This window comes from Pontibacter sp. LHS1, assembly GCF_058932855.1.
The window spans coordinates 1-17,173 of record NZ_JBZYWF010000011.1 but is presented as its reverse complement, the minus strand read 5'-3'; the positions used below and the strand labels follow the sequence as shown (position 1 = coordinate 17,173).

Here is a 17,173-nt window from a genome sequence, read left to right as displayed (position 1 = left end):
CATAGCCGCAAGCACATTTTATGGCTTGTGGTTATAATTAAGCTGCATTTTATCTTGATAGGAGAATCAGGCTACCAGCCGTGGAGGGTGCCACCAGGTAGAGGCGATCTTGATTTCGCGCAAATCCGGGTAGATAAGGGGTTTAGTCTGTGGGATGACAGGTATACGGAAAACAATATGCTCCGGCTCCACTGTAACCGTGAATGTGGCACAGCAACCGCAGCTGCAGAATAACGGGCAAGTGTCTTCGTGAAAGGGCGACTCGCCTGTGGTGTCAGCTACGTCCGTCAGGTTGGGAAGGTGTTCGTGGCTATCCAAAATCTTATCTGTGCACGGCAGACAGGCCGTCCAGAACAGGAAGATTGAAAAAAGGATTGCCACGAATTTCATTTCTACAAATATAATGTATTCTGCTCTAAACAGGTTCCAGGTATACCTATTCAGAACAATTCTTAAAAAGCGATAGCCTGAAGTTGGTGCTGTTGAAGAAATAGTGAAATAAAATCTAGCTGGCAGTCAGTATTTTATAGTAAACGCTGCCGCATTCTGAAAAAAATATGAGAAATTTATTTTTGCTTAGGCAACCTCCGGGTGGGTATCTACATCTAAGAGGTAAAGAGCAACAAAACAGCTCCGGGAAAGCCAAGATAAGCGACATTATTTGATAAAATTTTACCCAGCGTGACGGAACAGGAGTTAATAGCAGGTTGCCAGAAGGCCGAAAGTAAAGCGCAGAAATGCCTTTACGAGCGCTTCGCCTCACCGATGTACGGTGTGTGCCTGCGTTACCTCAAAAACCAGATGGACGCGGAAGAAGCTTTGCTGAACGGATTTATGAAGGTATACCAGAACATAGACAAGTTCGAGGGCAAAGGCAGTTTTGAGGGTTGGGTGAGACGCATCATGGTAAATGAAGCACTTGGGTTTTTGAGAAAAAAGGAGTCGCTATACCTGTCCATCGAAGACGACCACGTACAAGTGGCCGGTAGCATGGGCGCCGATCATGATCTGGCTGAAGGCGAATTACTGGAGCTGTTACGCACTTTACCTGCCGGCTACAGGGCAGTTTTTAACCTGTATGCAATTGAGGGATATTCTCACAAAGAAATAGCCGACATGCTGAACATTACGGAAGGCACTTCGAAATCGCAGCTAAGCAAAGCACGCGCTATGCTGCAGCGAAGACTGACCGGTCAGGAAGCAGTCGCCAGCTAATATAAAAGGAGGGTCTATTATGAAACCAGAAGACATAGACAAACTATTCAAAGAGCGTTTGGGGCCTTCGTCGCCCACGCCTCCTGCCGATCTCTGGAACAGACTTCAGGACCGGATAGAAACCGAGATGCCAGCCGCCACGAAAGAGGAGGCAAAGCCCCGTGGCTTTATGTGGCTCTCCTACTCCATCGCTGCCGCTATTGCATTGGTGCTCTCGGTGGGCATCGTGTTTTACAATGTGCAGAACGGCACTGTACCGGTAGACCGAGACGGACTGGCCGACCGCAATGGTCTGAAAGCAGAGCAGCCGCTTGTTATCACAGCACCCGCCACAGCAGACGAGCAACTGGCACAAGTTATTGAAGACCCAGCCTCTACCCCGTCAGCAGATGAAGAATTGGTTGAGCCTGCCAGACCAGCTGAGACTACTGCTAAAGCAACTAAACCGGCTGAAGATCCTACCAGGCAAATGATCGCTAAAGCTGCACCGAGCGCAGCGGCAAAAAATGCCAGACCAGAAACCAGTGCAAAAAGCGTTGCTTCAACTCAACAACTGGCAGCACAAGTGGAAAAGCCGGCTATACCGGATGCTCCTCTAAAGGGAGGCTTTGATAACACAGGAGAAACCACACCGGTTGCTTTTGCCGCCAACACAGTCGATCTGAACGCGCAGCCTGTGGAAATTATAATAAAGCGAGCTGTGGCTGTGCAAGAGGTAGTGGCAGATGAAGAGCTGAGCGGCTTCGAAAAGAAACAGAAACTTGCCAGGAACATCTTTAAGCAGGTTCGCAACCTCTCGAACGGTGAGCGGGTGGAGCTCTCAGAGCTCGGCATCAATGCAGACAGAATTGCACTTGAAACTCAAATCGGAAAACAGAAAATATCTAAAGTAATCAATCTCTAATCTTTTAAAACCATGAAAAAGATACTACTTCTCGTAACAGCCATCATAATGGCTGCAGCCACCGGTGTGTCTGCCAAAGGCGGTCAAACCATAGGCGAACGACTCGGCCAGCAGGATACGATCGTTGTGAAAATGGCCAATGGCGCTAAAATGGTGCTATACCTACAGAACATAGAGCAGCTCAAAGCTTTCGAAAACTATAGCCTGGACTCCCTGATGCGTGTACTGAATAAATATGTAGACCAGGTAGACCGCATGGACGGTGCTAACAAGGAACTCAAGTCTCAGGAGACCACTGTTGTGTTTGGCAAAGACGACAATGACCCGGAAACTGTGACCATCACCGTGCAGGAAACTGGTCAGGATGGGAAGGTAAGCAAAGAAAAGCACGAGATCCGGATCAACAAGAACATCAAGATTGATGTGGAAATTGAGGAAAAGGATGGCAATACCAGGGTTGACGTGAACGTGCCCAACCGTGCCGAGCGTGACAGCGTACGCACAAGCAACGCGAGAAAGTCCTACAAAGCTACCCGTTTCAATTTTGACGTGGACCTCGGCCTGAACAACTTCTTAAACACCAATAGCCAACAGGTACCGGACCTGAAGCCGCTGGGTTCGCGCTACGTAAGTCTCAACTGGCACCTCAACTCGCAGATCGGTGGCCGCAAAAGCCCGCTATACCTGGTGTCAGGGCTTGAATTTGCGTTCAACAACTACATGTTTGACCGCAACTTCGTGATCGAAGAGGATGTGAATGATGTGACTTACTTCCGCCGTGATATGGAGATCAACTATGACAAAGTGAAACTGACGCACTCTTCTGTAAACGTTCCGCTTATGCCGATGCTGAAGTTCAAGCGCCAAAACGGCAAGGAAGGATTTAAGCTTGGCGCCGGCCCGTTTGTAGGCTACCGCCTGGGTGCTCACTCTAAGTTCAAGTTTGAGGACAGCGGCAGAACGCAGAAAGAGAAAGTACGCAGCAGCTACAACCTGAGTGACTTCCAGTATGGCCTGACCGGCGTGATAGGCTACGGAAACCTGGACCTGTTCGTAAAATACAACATGAACGACCTGTTCAAAGACAATCGAGGTCCGGACGCCAACGTGATCAGCTTTGGTTTAAGACTACTCAATTAGAATGCTGTTAATTAGGTGATTATATTGTTTGCAAAAGAGGCCTCTACACAGAGGCTTCTTTTGTTTTAGAGCCTTGCGTTGCGCATAAAGTTATCGATGATGATAGCGGTGGCTGTAGCCACGTTCAGCGACTCTGCCTCTCCGAAGGCAGGGATCTTGATGAGCCGGTTCACTTCACTGGCAACTTCCGGGCGTATTCCATTCGCCTCGTTCCCCATCACCACCACGCCTGTTGGCTGCAGTTGCATGCGGTGCAAATTTTCGCCTTCCAGCGAAGCGCCGTAGATGGGCGTGGTTTCCGGTAGTTGGTGCAACCACTCACCCAGTTTGAGGTAATAAGCCTTGACACGGGTAAAAGAGCCCATGGTAGCTGAAATGGTCTTGGGATTATAAAAGTCAGCACAGGTTTCGGAACATACAATGGTCTGGATGCCGTACCAGTCTGCAATGCGGATGATGGTGCCCATGTTGCCCGGATCGCGAATGTCGTCAAGCGCGAGGGTGAAATCGCCAGGCTGAAACTGCAGTTCCGGGAGCTGGTGCATGCGGGCTACAGCCAAACCAGCATTATTACTTGAAAAAGTGCCCGCCCTTGTCAGATCCTGTTCCGTAACAAGTTCGTATCTTGTACCTTTGCTTAGACTGTTTCCATGCTCCTGCAGGAAATCCTGGGTTATGAACAGGTGCTGTATCTCAAAATCTGAGTTTAACAGCTCCAGTACGCTTTTAGCTCCCTCCACCACAAAGGCTTGGTGTTGGTTGCGGTATTTTTTTACTTGCAGGGAGTTAACGTATTTTACAATTGCTTTCGACAACATAGAGCGGAGAATCGTTTGAGAACACGATATTATATATTCGGGCTGGTAATTACAATTTTAAGTTTCACCGCCTGCGTGCCGACCAAAAATCTGGGCGAGAACGAGCAGCTCTTGTTAGGTATAGAACCTAAAGGGATCGAACATGTCAGCCAGACTGATATAGAGGCGGTTTACCAACAGCGCCCCAACCGTACTTTCCTTGCCTCTACGCCTTATCTGGCCATCTATAATTTCGGAAAGCGGTTTTACAGTCCTGCTCGTATCGACGAGCGCATTGAAAAGCTACGCAGAAAACGCGCAGAGAAAACAGCCCAAGCCGATGACTCCACTAAGGTGCGCCGCATCCAGGACCGCTTTGACCGCCGCATTGCCCGCCAGCGTGATCGGAAGGAAAAGGGTAATCTGCTCATGCAAATAGGTGAACCTCCTGCCATCTATGACTCTTTGCTAATGGAGCGCACCATGGACCAGGTGGATATTTACATGAATACTAAGGGCTTCTTTAATCACGAAGCAAGCTACGAGAAACAGGTAAAAGGCAAGAAGGTATACATTACGATCAATATCGCCGAAAATGAGCCTTACCGCTACAGTTCGCTCAACTACACGATACCCGATGACTCGCTGCTCCAGATTGTGAAGCGATACGAAGATAGATCGCTCCTTAAGATAGGTGATGTGTATGATGAACAGGTGCTCACACAAGAGCGGGATCGGCTGCATGAGATGATCCGCCACAACGGATATTTTGACTTTTCACGTGCATATATAGTTTTTGAGCCAGATACCAGTTACGGAGATAATACGGTACGTTTACATACCATTATTCAGAATCCGGAGAACGGGTCCCGTCACAAAGCCTATACTATTCGGAACGTGTATTTTAAGACAGATGCGGACCGGTTTGGTTTGGCGCGTGACACGATGGAGTACAACAATGTAAAATACCTGGCATACGACCACAAGTACTCTTTTAACATACTTGACAATAAAGTTTCGGTATACCCCGGTCAACGGTACAGCCAGTTCAGGACATCTCTTACCCAGCGGCGACTGACCGAAATGGATGTATTTCAGTTTACCAACGTAAGCTACAACAAGATCACAGATGCGAGTGACTCAACAGCTGGGAACCAGTTGAATGCCTTCATTAATGCCCTCCCCTCCAAGAAGTTTCAGGAAACGGCTGAATTGGGTATGAACTTTACCGAGCGCAGACCTGGTCCTTTTTCCAGCATCAGACTGAAGACACGCAATGTTTTCGGAGGTGCCGAGAACCTGGAATTCGGAATCCGTGGAGGTTTGGAGGGGCAGATTAATATTGCGACTGATGAAACGGTCATGATACGGGAGTTTGGTGGTGATGCTGCGCTTACTTTCCCGTTGTTTATTCTACCTTTTGGAGGAAAGAATATTTTGCAGGACTTCAATCCCAGAACCCGGTTGTATACAGGCTATACCAACGTAAATCGTGCTGAGTTTCAAAGAAGTATTTACGAAGCCTCTCTTGATTACATCTGGTACAAGTATCCGCGTCCCCTCCTGACACCTACTGTCCAATATGTGTTTTCGCCAGTTAATGTGAACATCATACATGTAAATCGTATTGATCCCACTTTTGCACGGGAATTGGTAGAGTTAAGTCAGCTAAGCCGTTCTTTCCTGGAGAGTTTTAGAAGCGGCTTCATTTCATTTGTAGGCTTCAATCTGATTTACAACACAAACGATTTTTTGCAGTCGCGCAATGCCCGTTATATGCGTGTACTGACCGAGGTGGGCGGACTTACATCCAAGCTTGGTATATTGCCTAAAATGGGTGATCTGCGCCAGTTTCAGTATGCCAAAATTAATACAGATTATCGTCGCTACCTGCCACTGGGAGGACAGCGCTATTTTGTGTATCGCGTGAATACTGGTGTAGGTGGTCCACTTTTCGGCTCAAACGCTCTGCCTTACGATAAATACTTTTTCGCTGGTGGTGCCTCTAGTGTGCGAGCATGGCCCGCACGCAGATTGGGGCCAGGCTCTTACCGGAGAGTACTTACAGAAACTGAAAGCGGAGAGGAAAGGACATTCATCTCTGAACAGCCTGGAGAAGTCCTACTAGAGGCCAGCGCTGAGTATCGATTCAACATGGTTGGCTTTCTGAACGGAGCATTTTTCGTCGATGCCGGAAATGTGTGGATGCTCAAGCCTGATAACCGTCCCGGTTCTGAGTTTCAGTTCAACCGCTTCTACAAGGAACTTGCTGTAGGTACGGGCTTTGGTCTGCGTCTCAATTTTTCTGTCGTGATTCTACGCTTTGATTTTGCCACGCAGGTATACGATCCGGCCGGAGACCTGAATGGGAATAAGTTTGTGATTCGTGATTTCCGCTTTTCTGACTTCTTCCGACAAGTAGACCCAACCGAGCGACGCACCAATCTGAACATAGGTATAGGATATCCTTTCTAGGATCTGGGTTTAGAGGATTTATGCGGATAAGCCGACAGCCCCGAACATCATCAATCTTGATATGACAAAAAAGCCCCGTCATCAACTGGCGGGGCTTTCTGTTATATAAGAGCTATCTCTTGATCTAGTAATTCAGCAACTCCTCCATTGCCGCTGCTACTTTCTCCGGATTTGGCAGCATCATCTTCTCGAGCTCCACATTCAAAGGTATAGCAGGCAGGTTGGCAGCACCCAAGGTATAGACTGGTGCATCGAGCTGTTGGAAGCACTCTTTCGAAATACGACCGGCCAAAGACTCAGCAAAGGAGTTCATTAATGGCTCTTCGGTCAGCACCAGTGCCTTGCCGTGACGACGCACAGATGCAACTACTGCCTCAAAGTCCAGCGGATTGAGCGTGCGCAGGTCGAGGATCTCAACGCTGCCTTTAAACTGCTTGGAAGCTGTCTTGGCCCAGTAGACGCCCATGCCGTAGGTGATAACCGTCATGGAGTTGCCCATGCGGATTTCCTCGTCTGATGCTTGCTGCACGACATTGGCTTTACCGAGCGGCAGGATGTAGTTCTCGTCCGGCTCCACCGTCTTGGCGTCTTCGGTGCCAGCTACTTTCGACCAGTACAGGCCCTTGTGCTCGAGCATGATCACTGGGTTCGGGTCCAGGAAGGCAGCTTTCATCAGCCCTTTCATGTCGGCGGCATTGCTCGGATAAACAACTTTGATACCACGGATAGTCAGCAGCGTAGACTCAATGCTGCCGGAGTGGTACGGACCACCTCCTCCGTAAGCGCCAATTGGCACACGAATCAGTGACTGCACCGGGAACTTGCCCATGGAGAGGTAGCAGCTCTTCGAAAGCTCTTCTACCAACTGGTTCATACCCGGCCAGATGTAGTCGGCAAACTGAATTTCCACGATCGCTTTGGCGCCTACCGCTGACATACCTGCGGTAGAACCCACAATGTAAGCTTCCTGAATCGGGGTATTAAATACACGATTATCGCCGTATTTCTTAGCCAGCAAGGCGGCTTCTCGGAATACACCACCAAGCTCCCCTCCCACATCCTGACCGTAGAACAGGGCCTCCGGGTAAGTGCGTAGAATATCGTCCACGGCATGAAGAGCAGCGTCCACCATGATGGTTTTTTCAGCACCGGATGGGCTGCGCTCACCTTTTTCTTCCGTTACCGGAGTTGGGGCAAACTCGTGCTGATCGAAGGTGTTAGGGTCAGGCACGGGAGCGTCCAGTGCCCGCTGGTAGTCTGCAGCCACTGTTTTTTGAGCTTCCTGCTCGAGCCATTGTACTTCCTCGGACGTAACATCAGCATCCAGCAGCGCCTGACGCAGCTTCGGAATCGGATCGTTGACGCTGTGCTCCTGCAGGTTATTGCCACGGTACCACTCGCGGCGTACACCGGAGGTATGGTGACCAAGCAAAGGCACTCTGGCATGCACCAGTATCGGTTTGCGCACTTCACGGGCATACTCAAATGCCACCCGCATACCTTCATAGGACTCAGCAAAGTCAGAGCCATTCACGCGCAGGCGCTCCATACCTTTGAAACCGGCAGCATACTCATAGGCGTCCATGGCCCGCATTTCCTTGCCTGTGGCCGAAATACCCCAGTCGTTGTCCTGCACCAGGTATACGATCGGCAGATTCTTGAGCACGGCCATCTGGAAGGCCTCGGCCACTTCGCCTTCGGTCACAGAGCCGTCTCCCAGCGAGCAAAGCACCACCGGCTTCTCCTCACTATTTGTCAGTCCCTGCGATTCGAAATAAGCAATGGCGTGCGCCATACCGGTGGCAGGTATAGCCTGCATGCCAGTGGCGGAGCTTTGGTGCGGAATGGTCGGGAAGCCTTCGCGACGCAGCGAAGGGTGTCCGTAGTAGGTGCGGCCGCCCGAGAAGGGGTCCCCGGCTTTGGCCATCAGCTGCAACATGAGCTCGTAAGGCTGCATGCCTATACCCAGCAGCACTGAATCATCGCGGTAGTAGAGCGAGGCGTAGTCGTAAGGCTTCAGCTGAAAGGCAGTGGCCAGTTGTATGGCTTCGTGGCCCCGGGACGTGCTGTGCACGTACTTGCTGCAAATGGTCTTGTTTTCTTCGTAGGTGTCTGCCATTGTTTTGGCAGTTATCATGAGGCGGTAGGCCTTTTTAAGAATAGATGTGTCAATCTTAAAAGCCTCCATCAGTTCTTTTGACATAGGTTGCGCGTAGTTGTTGCCCGAAGTTAAGGAAAAATGTGCTTTTTCTGAAATCCTTACGAATGTTCGGTAGAGCGGGGTTTATTTGGTAATTTTGTGAGTACGTATCAAGTATCACGACACACGTAGCACGACTTTTTAGTTTGACAAGGGACATTTTGACAATGGACAAGAGAGGCTTGAAAGCTGAAACGCATTTTCGAAAAGTCTTTTCACTTTTGTCAAGTAGTCCTTATTCCTATCCCCTTACACCGAAAGTCATGATACTTGATACGTGCTACGTGATACGACAAAAACAGAAGTAAAATGTTCAGAGAAGAAGTTGAAGTTTTTATGCGCCAGTTCCAGCTGGACCTGGTACGCGACCTTGAAAACTGCGATGGCGGTGCTACTTTCCAGAAGGATGAGTGGCAGCACGAACAGGGCGGTGGCGGCATTTCCCGTATTATCGAAAACGGCAACGTGCTCGAAAAAGGCGGCGTCAATTTCTCTGCCGTGCAGGGTGAGCTTTCTCCTCAATTTCTAAAAATGCTGCAGATGCCTGATCCGAAGTTCTTTGCGACAGGCGTATCAGTGGTGATGCACCCGCACAGCCCCATGGTTCCGATCACGCACATGAACGTACGTTACTTCGAGGCGGGTAATGGCACAGCCTGGTTCGGCGGTGGCATTGACCTTACTCCGATCTACGTGGATTTGAAGCAGGCGCGGGATTTTCACGAGACTATGAAAGCCGTGTGCGACAAGCACCATCCCTCCTATTATCCGGAGTTCAAGAAATGGGCGGATGATTATTTCTACAACGAGCACAGACAGGAAACCCGTGGGGTAGGCGGCATCTTCTTCGACCGATTGATGGCGACAGACAAGTTCAGCATGGAAGAGCGTTTTGCCTTTGTGCGTGATGTGGCCTATGCTTTTGCGCCTTTCTACACCAAAATCATCAACGAGAACCGCAACCTGCCTTATGGGGAGCGTGAAAAGCAGTGGCAATTGATTCGCCGTGGTCGCTACGTGGAGTTCAACCTGGTGTACGACCGTGGTACCAAGTTCGGCCTGGCCACCAACGGGCGCATTGAGTCTATCCTGATGAGTCTGCCGCTGCACGCCTCCTGGGTATACAACCATAAGCCGCAGCCGGACGGAGCCGAGGAAAAAACGCTGGGCTATCTCAAGAAAGACATCGACTGGATCAACATAGCTTAAGTATGCTGGATCAACTGGAGAAGCTGGATCAGGAGCTGTTTCTATACCTGAATGAGCAGCAAAGCCCGTTTTGGGACACCGTCATGGTTACGGTATCTGATAAATACTTCTGGATTCCCTTTTATCTTTTGTTGATCGGCTATATTGTCTGGCGCTACAAGCTGCAGAGTATCCCGATGCTGCTGATGGCCGTGGCAGGTATAGGACTGGCTGATTATGTGGCCTCTGGTATTTTCAAGCCTTATTTTGCGCGTCTGCGTCCCTGTCACGATCCTGAAATATCGGCTATGGTGAACCTGGTGCGCGGCTGCGGCGGACAGTTCGGCTTCCTCTCCTCACACGCCTCTACAGGATTTGCGCTGGCGGTGTTCTTCAACCTGACCCTCTCCGACCGTTACCTGCTATTCAAGATCTTGCTGGTGGTGTGGGCAGTGGTGGTCTCTTATAGCCGGATCTACCTGGGGGTGCATTACCCCGGCGATACGCTGGGTGGCGCGCTGGTGGGCACAGGTACGGCCATGCTGGCCGTGGCAGGCTACCGTTTTTGGCTGCGAAAATATACCCGCTTTCAGCACAAACCTTTGGCATGATCGACTGTTTCTGACGTATTGTTAGAAGAGCTGATTTCCGGACTTGCAACTACGACGCTTTTTATACCTGTTTCTGTTACTAATACTCCTGCCTGTGCTACCCACATGGGCGCAGGACAGCTTTGTGCTGCGCGGACGCGTGCTCGACGCCCGTACAGATGAACCCCTGGCAGGTGCTTCCATCAGTTTAAAAGAACGTCCTTCCATTGGAACAGTCTCAGCACCGGACGGCAGGTATAGCCTGAGTGCACTGCCGGGCAGCTATACCCTGATTGTCCGTTACATTGGCTACAATAACCAGGAAGTTTCGCTAGAGCTCTTCCGCAACGAAACACTTGACATACAATTGGAGCAGGCCAGCTACAGCACCCGCGAAGTGGAAGTGATCGGTACCCGGCTCAAACCGATTACCCAAACCTCCACCATGGGCGAACTGGACATTCCAATGGCTTCAGTGAAGACGCTGCCGGTGCTGTTTGGTGAGACCGACATCATGAAAACCGTTCAGCTGATGCCGGGGGTGCAGTCGGGTGGTGAGGGCAATACAGGGTTTTATGTGCGGGGCGGTGGCGCTGACCAGAACCTCGTGCAGCTTGATCAGGCGGTGGTTTACAACCCGGGCCATTTGCTCAATTTCTTCTCCGTCTTTAACAGCGACGCCATCAGCAATGCCACCCTGATCAAAGGCAACATGCCGGCCAGGTATGGCGGGCGCCTGTCGTCGGTGCTGGACGTGGAGCTGCGGGAAGGCAGTGCGGACAGTCTGCAGGCCGAAGGTGGTATTGGCCTGATCGCTTCGCGGTTGACGGTGCAGGGCCCGCTGGTCAAGGAAAAGGCTGCGTTTATCTTCTCTGCCCGCCGTACTTATGTGGATGTGTTGTTCGGGCCATTTCTGAGAAACACCGAACAAGGTGGGGTGCCTTATTATTTTTATGACTTTAACGGCAAGCTTTCCTATACCTTGTCCCCAAAGGACCGCCTATACCTGAGCGGCTACTATGGCAAGGATGTAGGTTCTCTTACGCTGTCCTCTGGCCGCTTTGTGGCTGATTTCCAGTGGGGCAATGCTGCCGCCACTGCCCGCTGGAACCATCAGTTTTCAGAAAAGCACTTTGTAGATGTAACTGGCACACTGAGCGACTATGCCTTCGATTTCAATTGGGATTTCGGAGACATTACAACAGCCGTGGAAACCGGGGTACGGGATTATACCCTGAGAACCGACTTTGTCTACACCCCTTCCGTGCGACACGAGCTGCAGTATGGTCTGCACTATACCCACCATACCCTGCGCCCCCGCACCGGCAGTGCCGAAACGGCGGAGGGCGACATCTTCTCTACCGATCGGATCCTTTCCAAAACAGCCCATGAAGCGGCTGTATACCTGTCTGATGACTGGAATGTGACGGACCGGCTCTTGCTGAGCCTGGGCATGCGCGGCAGCTATTTCGCGCAGATGGGGCCTTTTACTTTTTATACCTTTGACCAGAATGAACGCCCCATCGATTCGGTAGCATACGCAGCGGGAGAGCGGGTGAAATCTTTTCAGGCCCTGGAGCCGCGGGTGTCGCTGCGTTATAGTTTAGGGGCGGATGCCTCCGTTAAAGCCAGCTATACCCGATCGGCACAGTACCTGCACCTCGTTTCCAATGCCTATACCACCCTGCCACTTGACGTGTGGGTGCCGAGTTCGGCAATTGTGGAGCCGCAGCGGGCAACACAGTATGCAGTGGGTTATTTCCAGAGTTTCCGGCAAAATATGTATGAGGGGTCTGTGGAGCTCTATTACAAGTCCATGGAGAATCAACTGGAGTACCGGGAGGGTTTTGTGGCGGGCCCAAGCAACCGTGATCTGGAGTATGAGTTTGTGCGTGGAAGCGGCGAATCCTATGGAGCGGAGTTTTTCCTTCGCAAGAACTATGGCGATCTGCAGGGCTGGCTTGGCTATACCTTGTCACGGACCGACCGCACCTTTTCCGCAATTAACCGGGGCCGTACCTTCCCTGCCCGCTTCGACCGTCGACATGACCTCTCCATAGTGGCGACTTATAAGTACAATTCCCGCTGGACTTTAGGTGGCAGCTTCGTCTACGGCACCGGACAGGCCACTACTATGCCCGAGCGGCGCTACCTGATCGAAGGGACGGTTAATTACCAGTACGGCGACCGTAACAGCTTCCGGATGGAGCCTTTCCATCGACTGGACCTCTCTGCTACGTTGGAAGGAAAATCGCAGCGACGGTTGCAGTCGAGCTGGACTTTCGCGATCTACAATGTGTATGGCCGCCGCAATCCTTTCCTGTACTACATTGATAGCGAAGGAGCACCATACAGTACAGAGACGCGGGTGCAGGCTAAAAAAGTATCACTGATTCCAATCCCGCTACCATCAGCCACCTGGAATTTTAAATGGTAATGCTATGCGATTCAGAAATCTCCTCCTACTCATTCTGTTCCCCTTCCTGCTTTCCTGCGAAGAAAGTCTGACCATCGATATACCTGCCGGACAGGAACAACTGGTGGTAGAGGGGCACATTGAGCAGAACTCTCCTCCAGTGGTGGTACTCACCCGCAGTATGCCGGTGGTTGCCGGTTTTTCTCCCGCTGATATCGAGGCCAGTTTCGTGCACGGGGCGCAGGTGATGGTGAGTTCAGGTGGCCGCAGCTATGCCTTAAAAGAGGTACCTGCCGCTGCCTTCTGGCCCGAGCTGCGGCGGGTGGTGTCAGAACAATATGCTATACCTGAGAATCAGCTCACGAGTGGCAGCAACTTTATTTTCTATGTCTATACCTCAGAAGAGTTGCGGGGAGAAGTAGGCAAGAGCTATCAATTGCGGATCAGTCACGAAGGGCGGGTGTTGACTTCCGCTACGACCATACCCCATCTGAACCCACTGCAAGATCTCTTTCTACAGCCTCACCCCGACCCAAGGCAGGACAGTTTGTTTACACTCTTTTACCGCTACCGCGATCCGGATACCTTGGGCAACAGCGTCCGCTACTTCACAAAGCGCAACAGCGAACCCTTTTACCCCGGCTACTTTACCTCCGTTTTCAATGACGAGCTGATCAATGGTGTGCAGAACCTGAGCTTCCCGCTTGACCGGGGTGAGCCCCGTGGTCGGGAGGTCGATCTCGATACTTACAGTTATTTTGGAAAAGGCGACACGATCACAGTGCGCTGGGCTGCGATTGATCTGGACCATTATCGCTTCTGGTATACCTTAGAAAACGAACGCAACAACAACGGCAGTCCCATCGGTTCACCCAATACCACCCGGTCCAACATCAACGGCGGATTGGGCGTCTGGGGCGGTTACGGGGTAACGTACCACAGCATTGTTGTGGAGTGATGTCTAAATCAGGATTTTCAGGATTAAAGGATTAACAGGATTCTTAAATCACTCAATCACACCTTCGAAACTAACTCTTCCCCAACAACCTCGCTACATACTTACCAATGATATCAAACTCCAAATTTACAGTAGAACCCGGCTTCACCTGGTGTAAATTGGTATGTTCGTAGGTATAGGGTATAATCGCAACAGAAAAGCGGTCTTCCTGTGAGTTAACCACTGTCAGGCTGATACCGTTGACAGTGACCGAACCCTTCTCCACCGTCACATTTCCCAAAGTGGGGTCGTAGCGGAAGGTGAAAACCCAGCTGCCGGTTTGGTCTTCTACGGACTCACATACTGCTACCTGGTCCACATGTCCCTGCACGATGTGACCGTCGAAGCGGCCGTTGGCACTCATGCATCGCTCCAGATTCACCTTGTCACCCACCTGCAGGCTGTTCAGGTTGGTCTTTTGCAGCGTCTCATCGATCGCAGTCACAGTGTACTTGTCGCCGGCAATATTCACCACCGTCAGGCAAATGCCGTTGTGAGCCACACTCTGGTCGATCTGTAGCTCCTGCGTGAAAGGCGCCGACAGCGTGAAGTGCTTGTTGGTGCCTTCATCCTGTATGGCCTGCACCTGGCCCATGGCTTCTATTATACCTGTAAACATGGTTTCTCTGGTTGTTATCTGAATTCAAAATTAACCATGATTTTGCTGAAAAGCATGCGTGCTATACCTAAATCCGCAACAGGCCGAGATTAAATTGCTTTAGTGTTAGGTAACTCTGCCCTCCTATGCTTATTTTCGCATACCGGCATTTTCTTTTTTCAGAAAAGAATGCCGCGAGCTGAATCAGCTAGCATGACAAGTGCCACTCATTCGTAACTAGTATAATAGGAAAAGGGAAATGCAGGTAGATTTGTACAAGCACAAAGGCATGCGCCGCGCCTTGGTAAAACAGTTGAGAGACAAAGGTATACGCGATGAACGTGTGTTGGCGGCAATTGAAACGGTACCCCGGCATTTTTTCTTTGAAAAAGCCTTTCTGGAGCAGGCCTACCAGGATAAAGCCTTCCCGATTGGTGAAGGACAAACTATTTCGCAACCCTATACAGTGGCTTTCCAGACGGAGCTGCTGAAGCTGAAACCAACCGACAAAGTGCTCGAAATCGGTACTGGGTCGGGCTACCAGTGCTGTGTGCTCCTGCAGCTTACGCCTAAAGTTTACACTATCGAGTATAACAAGCCCCTCTACGAGAAGGCGGTGAAGTTCTTCAAGACTTATGGTTTGTTTCCGCACACCTTCCACGGCGACGGTTCGCAGGGTTTGCCTGCCCATGCACCATACGACAAGATCATTGTGACGGCCGGAGCGCCCGGTATACCGAAGACATTGGTAAGTCAGCTCACTATTGGTGGCATTCTGGTGATTCCGGTGGGTGGTGAGTCGAGCCAGAAGATGCTGCGCATCACCCGCACCGGCGAAAATGATTTTATGCGGGAGGATTTCGCTGATTTCAAATTCGTACCGCTCCTGGGCAAATCTGGCTGGGAGTCCGATAATTTATAAGGCATTAACCTGACTAGCATTAAGTTAATAGTAATTTGACCAGTTTCGGAGGTTTCGTCCCCCTGCCAAAACTATGCACCTGCTCGTATAGTATAACCTTTATTTACCTAACGAGGCGATATTATGAAAGCAAAATGTATCATGTTTGCGCTGGCGGCAATTCTGTTTGCTGCGCCAGGCTGCGCTGAAAAAGAAACCGATGTGGACGAGGGGTATAAGGAAGATAATGTGGAGCGAAGCAATGATGCCACAGGCAACGAAGTTCCTGCCCAGAGTGAAGAAGGCACGAGCGAGGGCCGCAACCAGGGAAATTAGTTAGTTCAAGATCAGTAGCAAAGACGCAGGAGCATTACCGGATGCTCCTGTGGCTTTTTCTATACTCGCCTCGCTCCCACCCAAACATTTTGAAGCAATTGCCCTATCGGTCTTTTTGTTTGGCCCTTCGTGCCCTATCTTTGCGTCAGAATTTATAGAACAGACATGCGTAAACAGAAAAAAGTAAGCGAATCGTACGTGATCATGACTGAGTTGGTGTTGCCAAACGACACCAATACCCTGCATAATCTGATGGGTGGCAAAATGATGCATTGGATGGACATTGTGTCGGCTATCGCTGCGCAAAAGCACTCCAACCGCATTGTAGTGACGGCTTCAGTAGACAACGTATCATTTGCTGAAAGCATAAAATTGGGCAATGTGGTTACGCTCGAGGCTAAAGTTACCCGCGCCTTCTCTTCTTCTATGGAAGTGCACATCGTGGTGTATGCTGAGGACATCCCTTCGGGCAGAAAAGTGATGTCAAACCAGGCTTTCTTCACCTTTGTGGCGGTTGACCAGTCTGGCAAAGCGATCGATGTGCCGGAAGCTATACCTGAAACAGAAGAAGAGATAAGGCTATACGATGGTGCCTTGCGCCGTCGTCAGTTGCGCCTGGTACTGGCTGGCCGAATGAAGCCGAGCGAAGCCAATGAATTACGCTCTATCTTTGATCTTAAGGAAGAAGCTGAATAATTTATACCTTACTAAATGGCAGCCCTGACACCAGAACAACTAAACGCGGAATTTCTAAAGCATTTCATGCCCGAAACGCTATACCTGATCGAGCAGGACCAGGTGCCTGTTGTCAGTGCGTCTGAACCTATTGCTGAACCTGCGGCTATACCTGCAGTTACTGAGGTGCCAGTTAGCAAGGCGGCCAGCGAACCTGCTGCTGCCGGCGCAACGACAGCAGCTACGCCTAAGCTGCCGAAAATAACGCCAACACCTCAGTCGAAGTCTTTTGATCTGATTGGTGAAAACCGCAAAGGTCTGATCGTGTTGGTTACGCTGCCGGATGCTGAGTTCAGGTTATTGCCGCAATCACCGTTTTTGACCAAAATACTGGCAGCCATTGGTTTTGGTCCTTCAGATGTTGCCTTTGTGAACAATGTGTCCGGAGCGATCACGAAGTTCGAAGCGCTGCGCGAAACCACCCAGACAAATTTTATCATCAGTTTCGCCAGTCGCCTTGACACGGACCTGCCGCACGAGAAGTTCACGCTCTACAATCCTGTGCCGGTAGACGGTGTGCCAGTTGTTTTCTCACAGTCCCTGGCTGTGTTGGATGGCGATCAGGAACAAAAGAAGTTGCTGTGGGCGGCGCTGCAGCTTGTGTTTAAAAAGTAGTAACAATTACATAGCCCACAAATAAAAAGCCCTTCCATGACAGAAGGGCTTTTTATTTATATCAGG

The 17,173-nt window shown here is 50.6% G+C and carries 16 protein-coding genes; 12 read left to right on the top strand and 4 right to left on the bottom strand.

The genetic code is table 11. From position 1 onward, the window contains the following. Positions 1 to 66: 66 nt before the first annotated feature. A complete protein-coding gene (locus AC5FXQ_RS17670) occupies positions 67 to 390 on the bottom strand; it encodes a DUF6660 family protein (protein WP_493603742.1) in 324 nt (107 codons plus the stop codon). Positions 391 to 681: 291 nt separating this feature from the next. Here AC5FXQ_RS17670 and AC5FXQ_RS17665 point away from each other — a divergent pair, with 291 nt between their 5' ends. Genes AC5FXQ_RS17665 through AC5FXQ_RS17655 form a run of 3 tightly spaced genes read left to right on the top strand, consistent with a single transcriptional unit; the run spans position 682 to position 3,259 of the window. Beyond that, a complete protein-coding gene (locus tag AC5FXQ_RS17665) occupies positions 682 to 1,215 on the top strand; it encodes an RNA polymerase sigma factor (protein WP_116544760.1) in 534 nt (177 codons plus the stop codon). A gap of 19 nt (positions 1,216 to 1,234) precedes the next feature. After that, entirely contained in the window at positions 1,235 to 2,119 is an 885-nt protein-coding gene (locus AC5FXQ_RS17660; protein WP_493603741.1) for a hypothetical protein, read from the top strand. Between the two features lie 12 nt (positions 2,120 to 2,131). Then, the gene (locus AC5FXQ_RS17655) at positions 2,132 to 3,259 is read left to right on the top strand and encodes an outer membrane beta-barrel protein (RefSeq protein ID WP_493603740.1); all 1,128 of its coding nucleotides are present in this window, start codon (positions 2,132 to 2,134) and stop codon (positions 3,257 to 3,259) included. 65 nt (positions 3,260 to 3,324) lie between these two features. Here AC5FXQ_RS17655 and AC5FXQ_RS17650 read toward each other — a convergent pair whose 3' ends face one another. Then, the gene (locus AC5FXQ_RS17650) at positions 3,325 to 4,077 is read right to left on the bottom strand and encodes a TrmH family RNA methyltransferase (RefSeq protein WP_493603739.1); all 753 of its coding nucleotides are present in this window, start codon (positions 4,075 to 4,077) and stop codon (positions 3,325 to 3,327) included. Between AC5FXQ_RS17650 and tamL the strand changes: the two genes are divergently transcribed. Beyond that, the gene (gene tamL, locus AC5FXQ_RS17645) at positions 4,036 to 6,531 is read left to right on the top strand and encodes a translocation and assembly module lipoprotein TamL (RefSeq protein WP_493603738.1); all 2,496 of its coding nucleotides are present in this window, start codon (positions 4,036 to 4,038) and stop codon (positions 6,529 to 6,531) included. The genes AC5FXQ_RS17650 and tamL overlap by 42 nt on opposite strands. A 124-nt stretch (positions 6,532 to 6,655) precedes the next feature. Here the strand turns inward: tamL and AC5FXQ_RS17640 are convergent, their stop codons facing one another. Further along, positions 6,656 to 8,734 carry an alpha-ketoacid dehydrogenase subunit alpha/beta gene (locus AC5FXQ_RS17640; RefSeq protein ID WP_493603737.1) on the bottom strand — a complete coding sequence of 693 codons (2,079 nt, stop codon included), beginning with the start codon at positions 8,732 to 8,734 and terminating at the stop codon, positions 6,656 to 6,658. 306 nt (positions 8,735 to 9,040) lie between these two features. Here AC5FXQ_RS17640 and hemF point away from each other — a divergent pair, with 306 nt between their 5' ends. The 4 genes from hemF to AC5FXQ_RS17620 all read left to right on the top strand — a co-directional run bounded on the left by hemF (position 9,041) and on the right by AC5FXQ_RS17620 (position 13,883). Beyond that, positions 9,041 to 9,940 (top strand): oxygen-dependent coproporphyrinogen oxidase, encoded by a 900-nt coding sequence (gene hemF / locus AC5FXQ_RS17635; RefSeq protein WP_493603736.1) that lies wholly within the window; start codon positions 9,041 to 9,043, stop codon positions 9,938 to 9,940. A gap of 2 nt (positions 9,941 to 9,942) precedes the next feature. After that, positions 9,943 to 10,530 carry a phosphatase PAP2 family protein gene (locus tag AC5FXQ_RS17630; protein WP_493603735.1) on the top strand — a complete coding sequence of 196 codons (588 nt, stop codon included), beginning with the start codon at positions 9,943 to 9,945 and terminating at the stop codon, positions 10,528 to 10,530. Positions 10,531 to 10,624: 94 nt separating this feature from the next. Continuing rightward, complete coding sequence (locus tag AC5FXQ_RS17625; RefSeq protein WP_493603734.1) at positions 10,625 to 12,946, top strand: TonB-dependent receptor; 2,322 nt, start codon at positions 10,625 to 10,627, stop codon at positions 12,944 to 12,946. Between the two features lie 4 nt (positions 12,947 to 12,950). Continuing rightward, positions 12,951 to 13,883, top strand: coding sequence for a DUF4249 family protein (locus tag AC5FXQ_RS17620; RefSeq protein ID WP_493603733.1), 933 nt, complete (start codon positions 12,951 to 12,953; stop codon positions 13,881 to 13,883). Between the two features lie 70 nt (positions 13,884 to 13,953). Here the strand turns inward: AC5FXQ_RS17620 and AC5FXQ_RS17615 are convergent, their stop codons facing one another. After that, complete coding sequence (locus AC5FXQ_RS17615) at positions 13,954 to 14,541, bottom strand: riboflavin synthase (protein ID WP_493603732.1); 588 nt, start codon at positions 14,539 to 14,541, stop codon at positions 13,954 to 13,956. A gap of 238 nt (positions 14,542 to 14,779) precedes the next feature. On the opposite strand from AC5FXQ_RS17615, the gene AC5FXQ_RS17610 reads away from it, so the two are divergent. The 4 genes from AC5FXQ_RS17610 (at position 14,780) to AC5FXQ_RS17595 (ending at position 17,107) form a co-directional block, all read left to right on the top strand. Further along, complete coding sequence (locus AC5FXQ_RS17610; RefSeq protein WP_493603731.1) at positions 14,780 to 15,442, top strand: protein-L-isoaspartate(D-aspartate) O-methyltransferase; 663 nt, start codon at positions 14,780 to 14,782, stop codon at positions 15,440 to 15,442. 123 nt (positions 15,443 to 15,565) lie between these two features. Then, positions 15,566 to 15,757 (top strand): hypothetical protein, encoded by a 192-nt coding sequence (locus tag AC5FXQ_RS17605; RefSeq protein WP_493603730.1) that lies wholly within the window; start codon positions 15,566 to 15,568, stop codon positions 15,755 to 15,757. A 165-nt stretch (positions 15,758 to 15,922) separates the two neighbouring features. Next, entirely contained in the window at positions 15,923 to 16,453 is a 531-nt protein-coding gene (locus AC5FXQ_RS17600) for an acyl-CoA thioesterase (RefSeq protein WP_493603729.1), read from the top strand. A gap of 15 nt (positions 16,454 to 16,468) precedes the next feature. Continuing rightward, positions 16,469 to 17,107, top strand: coding sequence for a hypothetical protein (locus AC5FXQ_RS17595; RefSeq protein ID WP_493603728.1), 639 nt, complete (start codon positions 16,469 to 16,471; stop codon positions 17,105 to 17,107). The last annotated feature ends 66 nt before the right edge of the window (positions 17,108 to 17,173 follow it).

Coding starts and splice junctions, on each gene's coding strand:
- AC5FXQ_RS17670 (WP_493603742.1), bottom strand. CDS start 390: ATGAAATTCGTGGCAATCCTTTTTTCAATCTTCCTGTTCTGGACGGCC.
- AC5FXQ_RS17660 (WP_493603741.1), top strand. CDS start 1,235: ATGAAACCAGAAGACATAGACAAACTATTCAAAGAGCGTTTGGGGCCT.
- AC5FXQ_RS17655 (WP_493603740.1), top strand. CDS start 2,132: ATGAAAAAGATACTACTTCTCGTAACAGCCATCATAATGGCTGCAGCC.
- AC5FXQ_RS17650 (WP_493603739.1), bottom strand. CDS start 4,077: ATGTTGTCGAAAGCAATTGTAAAATACGTTAACTCCCTGCAAGTAAAA.
- AC5FXQ_RS17640 (WP_493603737.1), bottom strand. CDS start 8,734: ATGTCAAAAGAACTGATGGAGGCTTTTAAGATTGACACATCTATTCTT.
- hemF (WP_493603736.1), top strand. CDS start 9,041: ATGTTCAGAGAAGAAGTTGAAGTTTTTATGCGCCAGTTCCAGCTGGAC.
- AC5FXQ_RS17630 (WP_493603735.1), top strand. CDS start 9,943: ATGCTGGATCAACTGGAGAAGCTGGATCAGGAGCTGTTTCTATACCTG.
- AC5FXQ_RS17620 (WP_493603733.1), top strand. CDS start 12,951: ATGCGATTCAGAAATCTCCTCCTACTCATTCTGTTCCCCTTCCTGCTT.
- AC5FXQ_RS17615 (WP_493603732.1), bottom strand. CDS start 14,541: ATGTTTACAGGTATAATAGAAGCCATGGGCCAGGTGCAGGCCATACAG.
- AC5FXQ_RS17610 (WP_493603731.1), top strand. CDS start 14,780: ATGCAGGTAGATTTGTACAAGCACAAAGGCATGCGCCGCGCCTTGGTA.
- AC5FXQ_RS17605 (WP_493603730.1), top strand. CDS start 15,566: ATGAAAGCAAAATGTATCATGTTTGCGCTGGCGGCAATTCTGTTTGCT.
- AC5FXQ_RS17600 (WP_493603729.1), top strand. CDS start 15,923: ATGCGTAAACAGAAAAAAGTAAGCGAATCGTACGTGATCATGACTGAG.
- AC5FXQ_RS17595 (WP_493603728.1), top strand. CDS start 16,469: ATGGCAGCCCTGACACCAGAACAACTAAACGCGGAATTTCTAAAGCAT.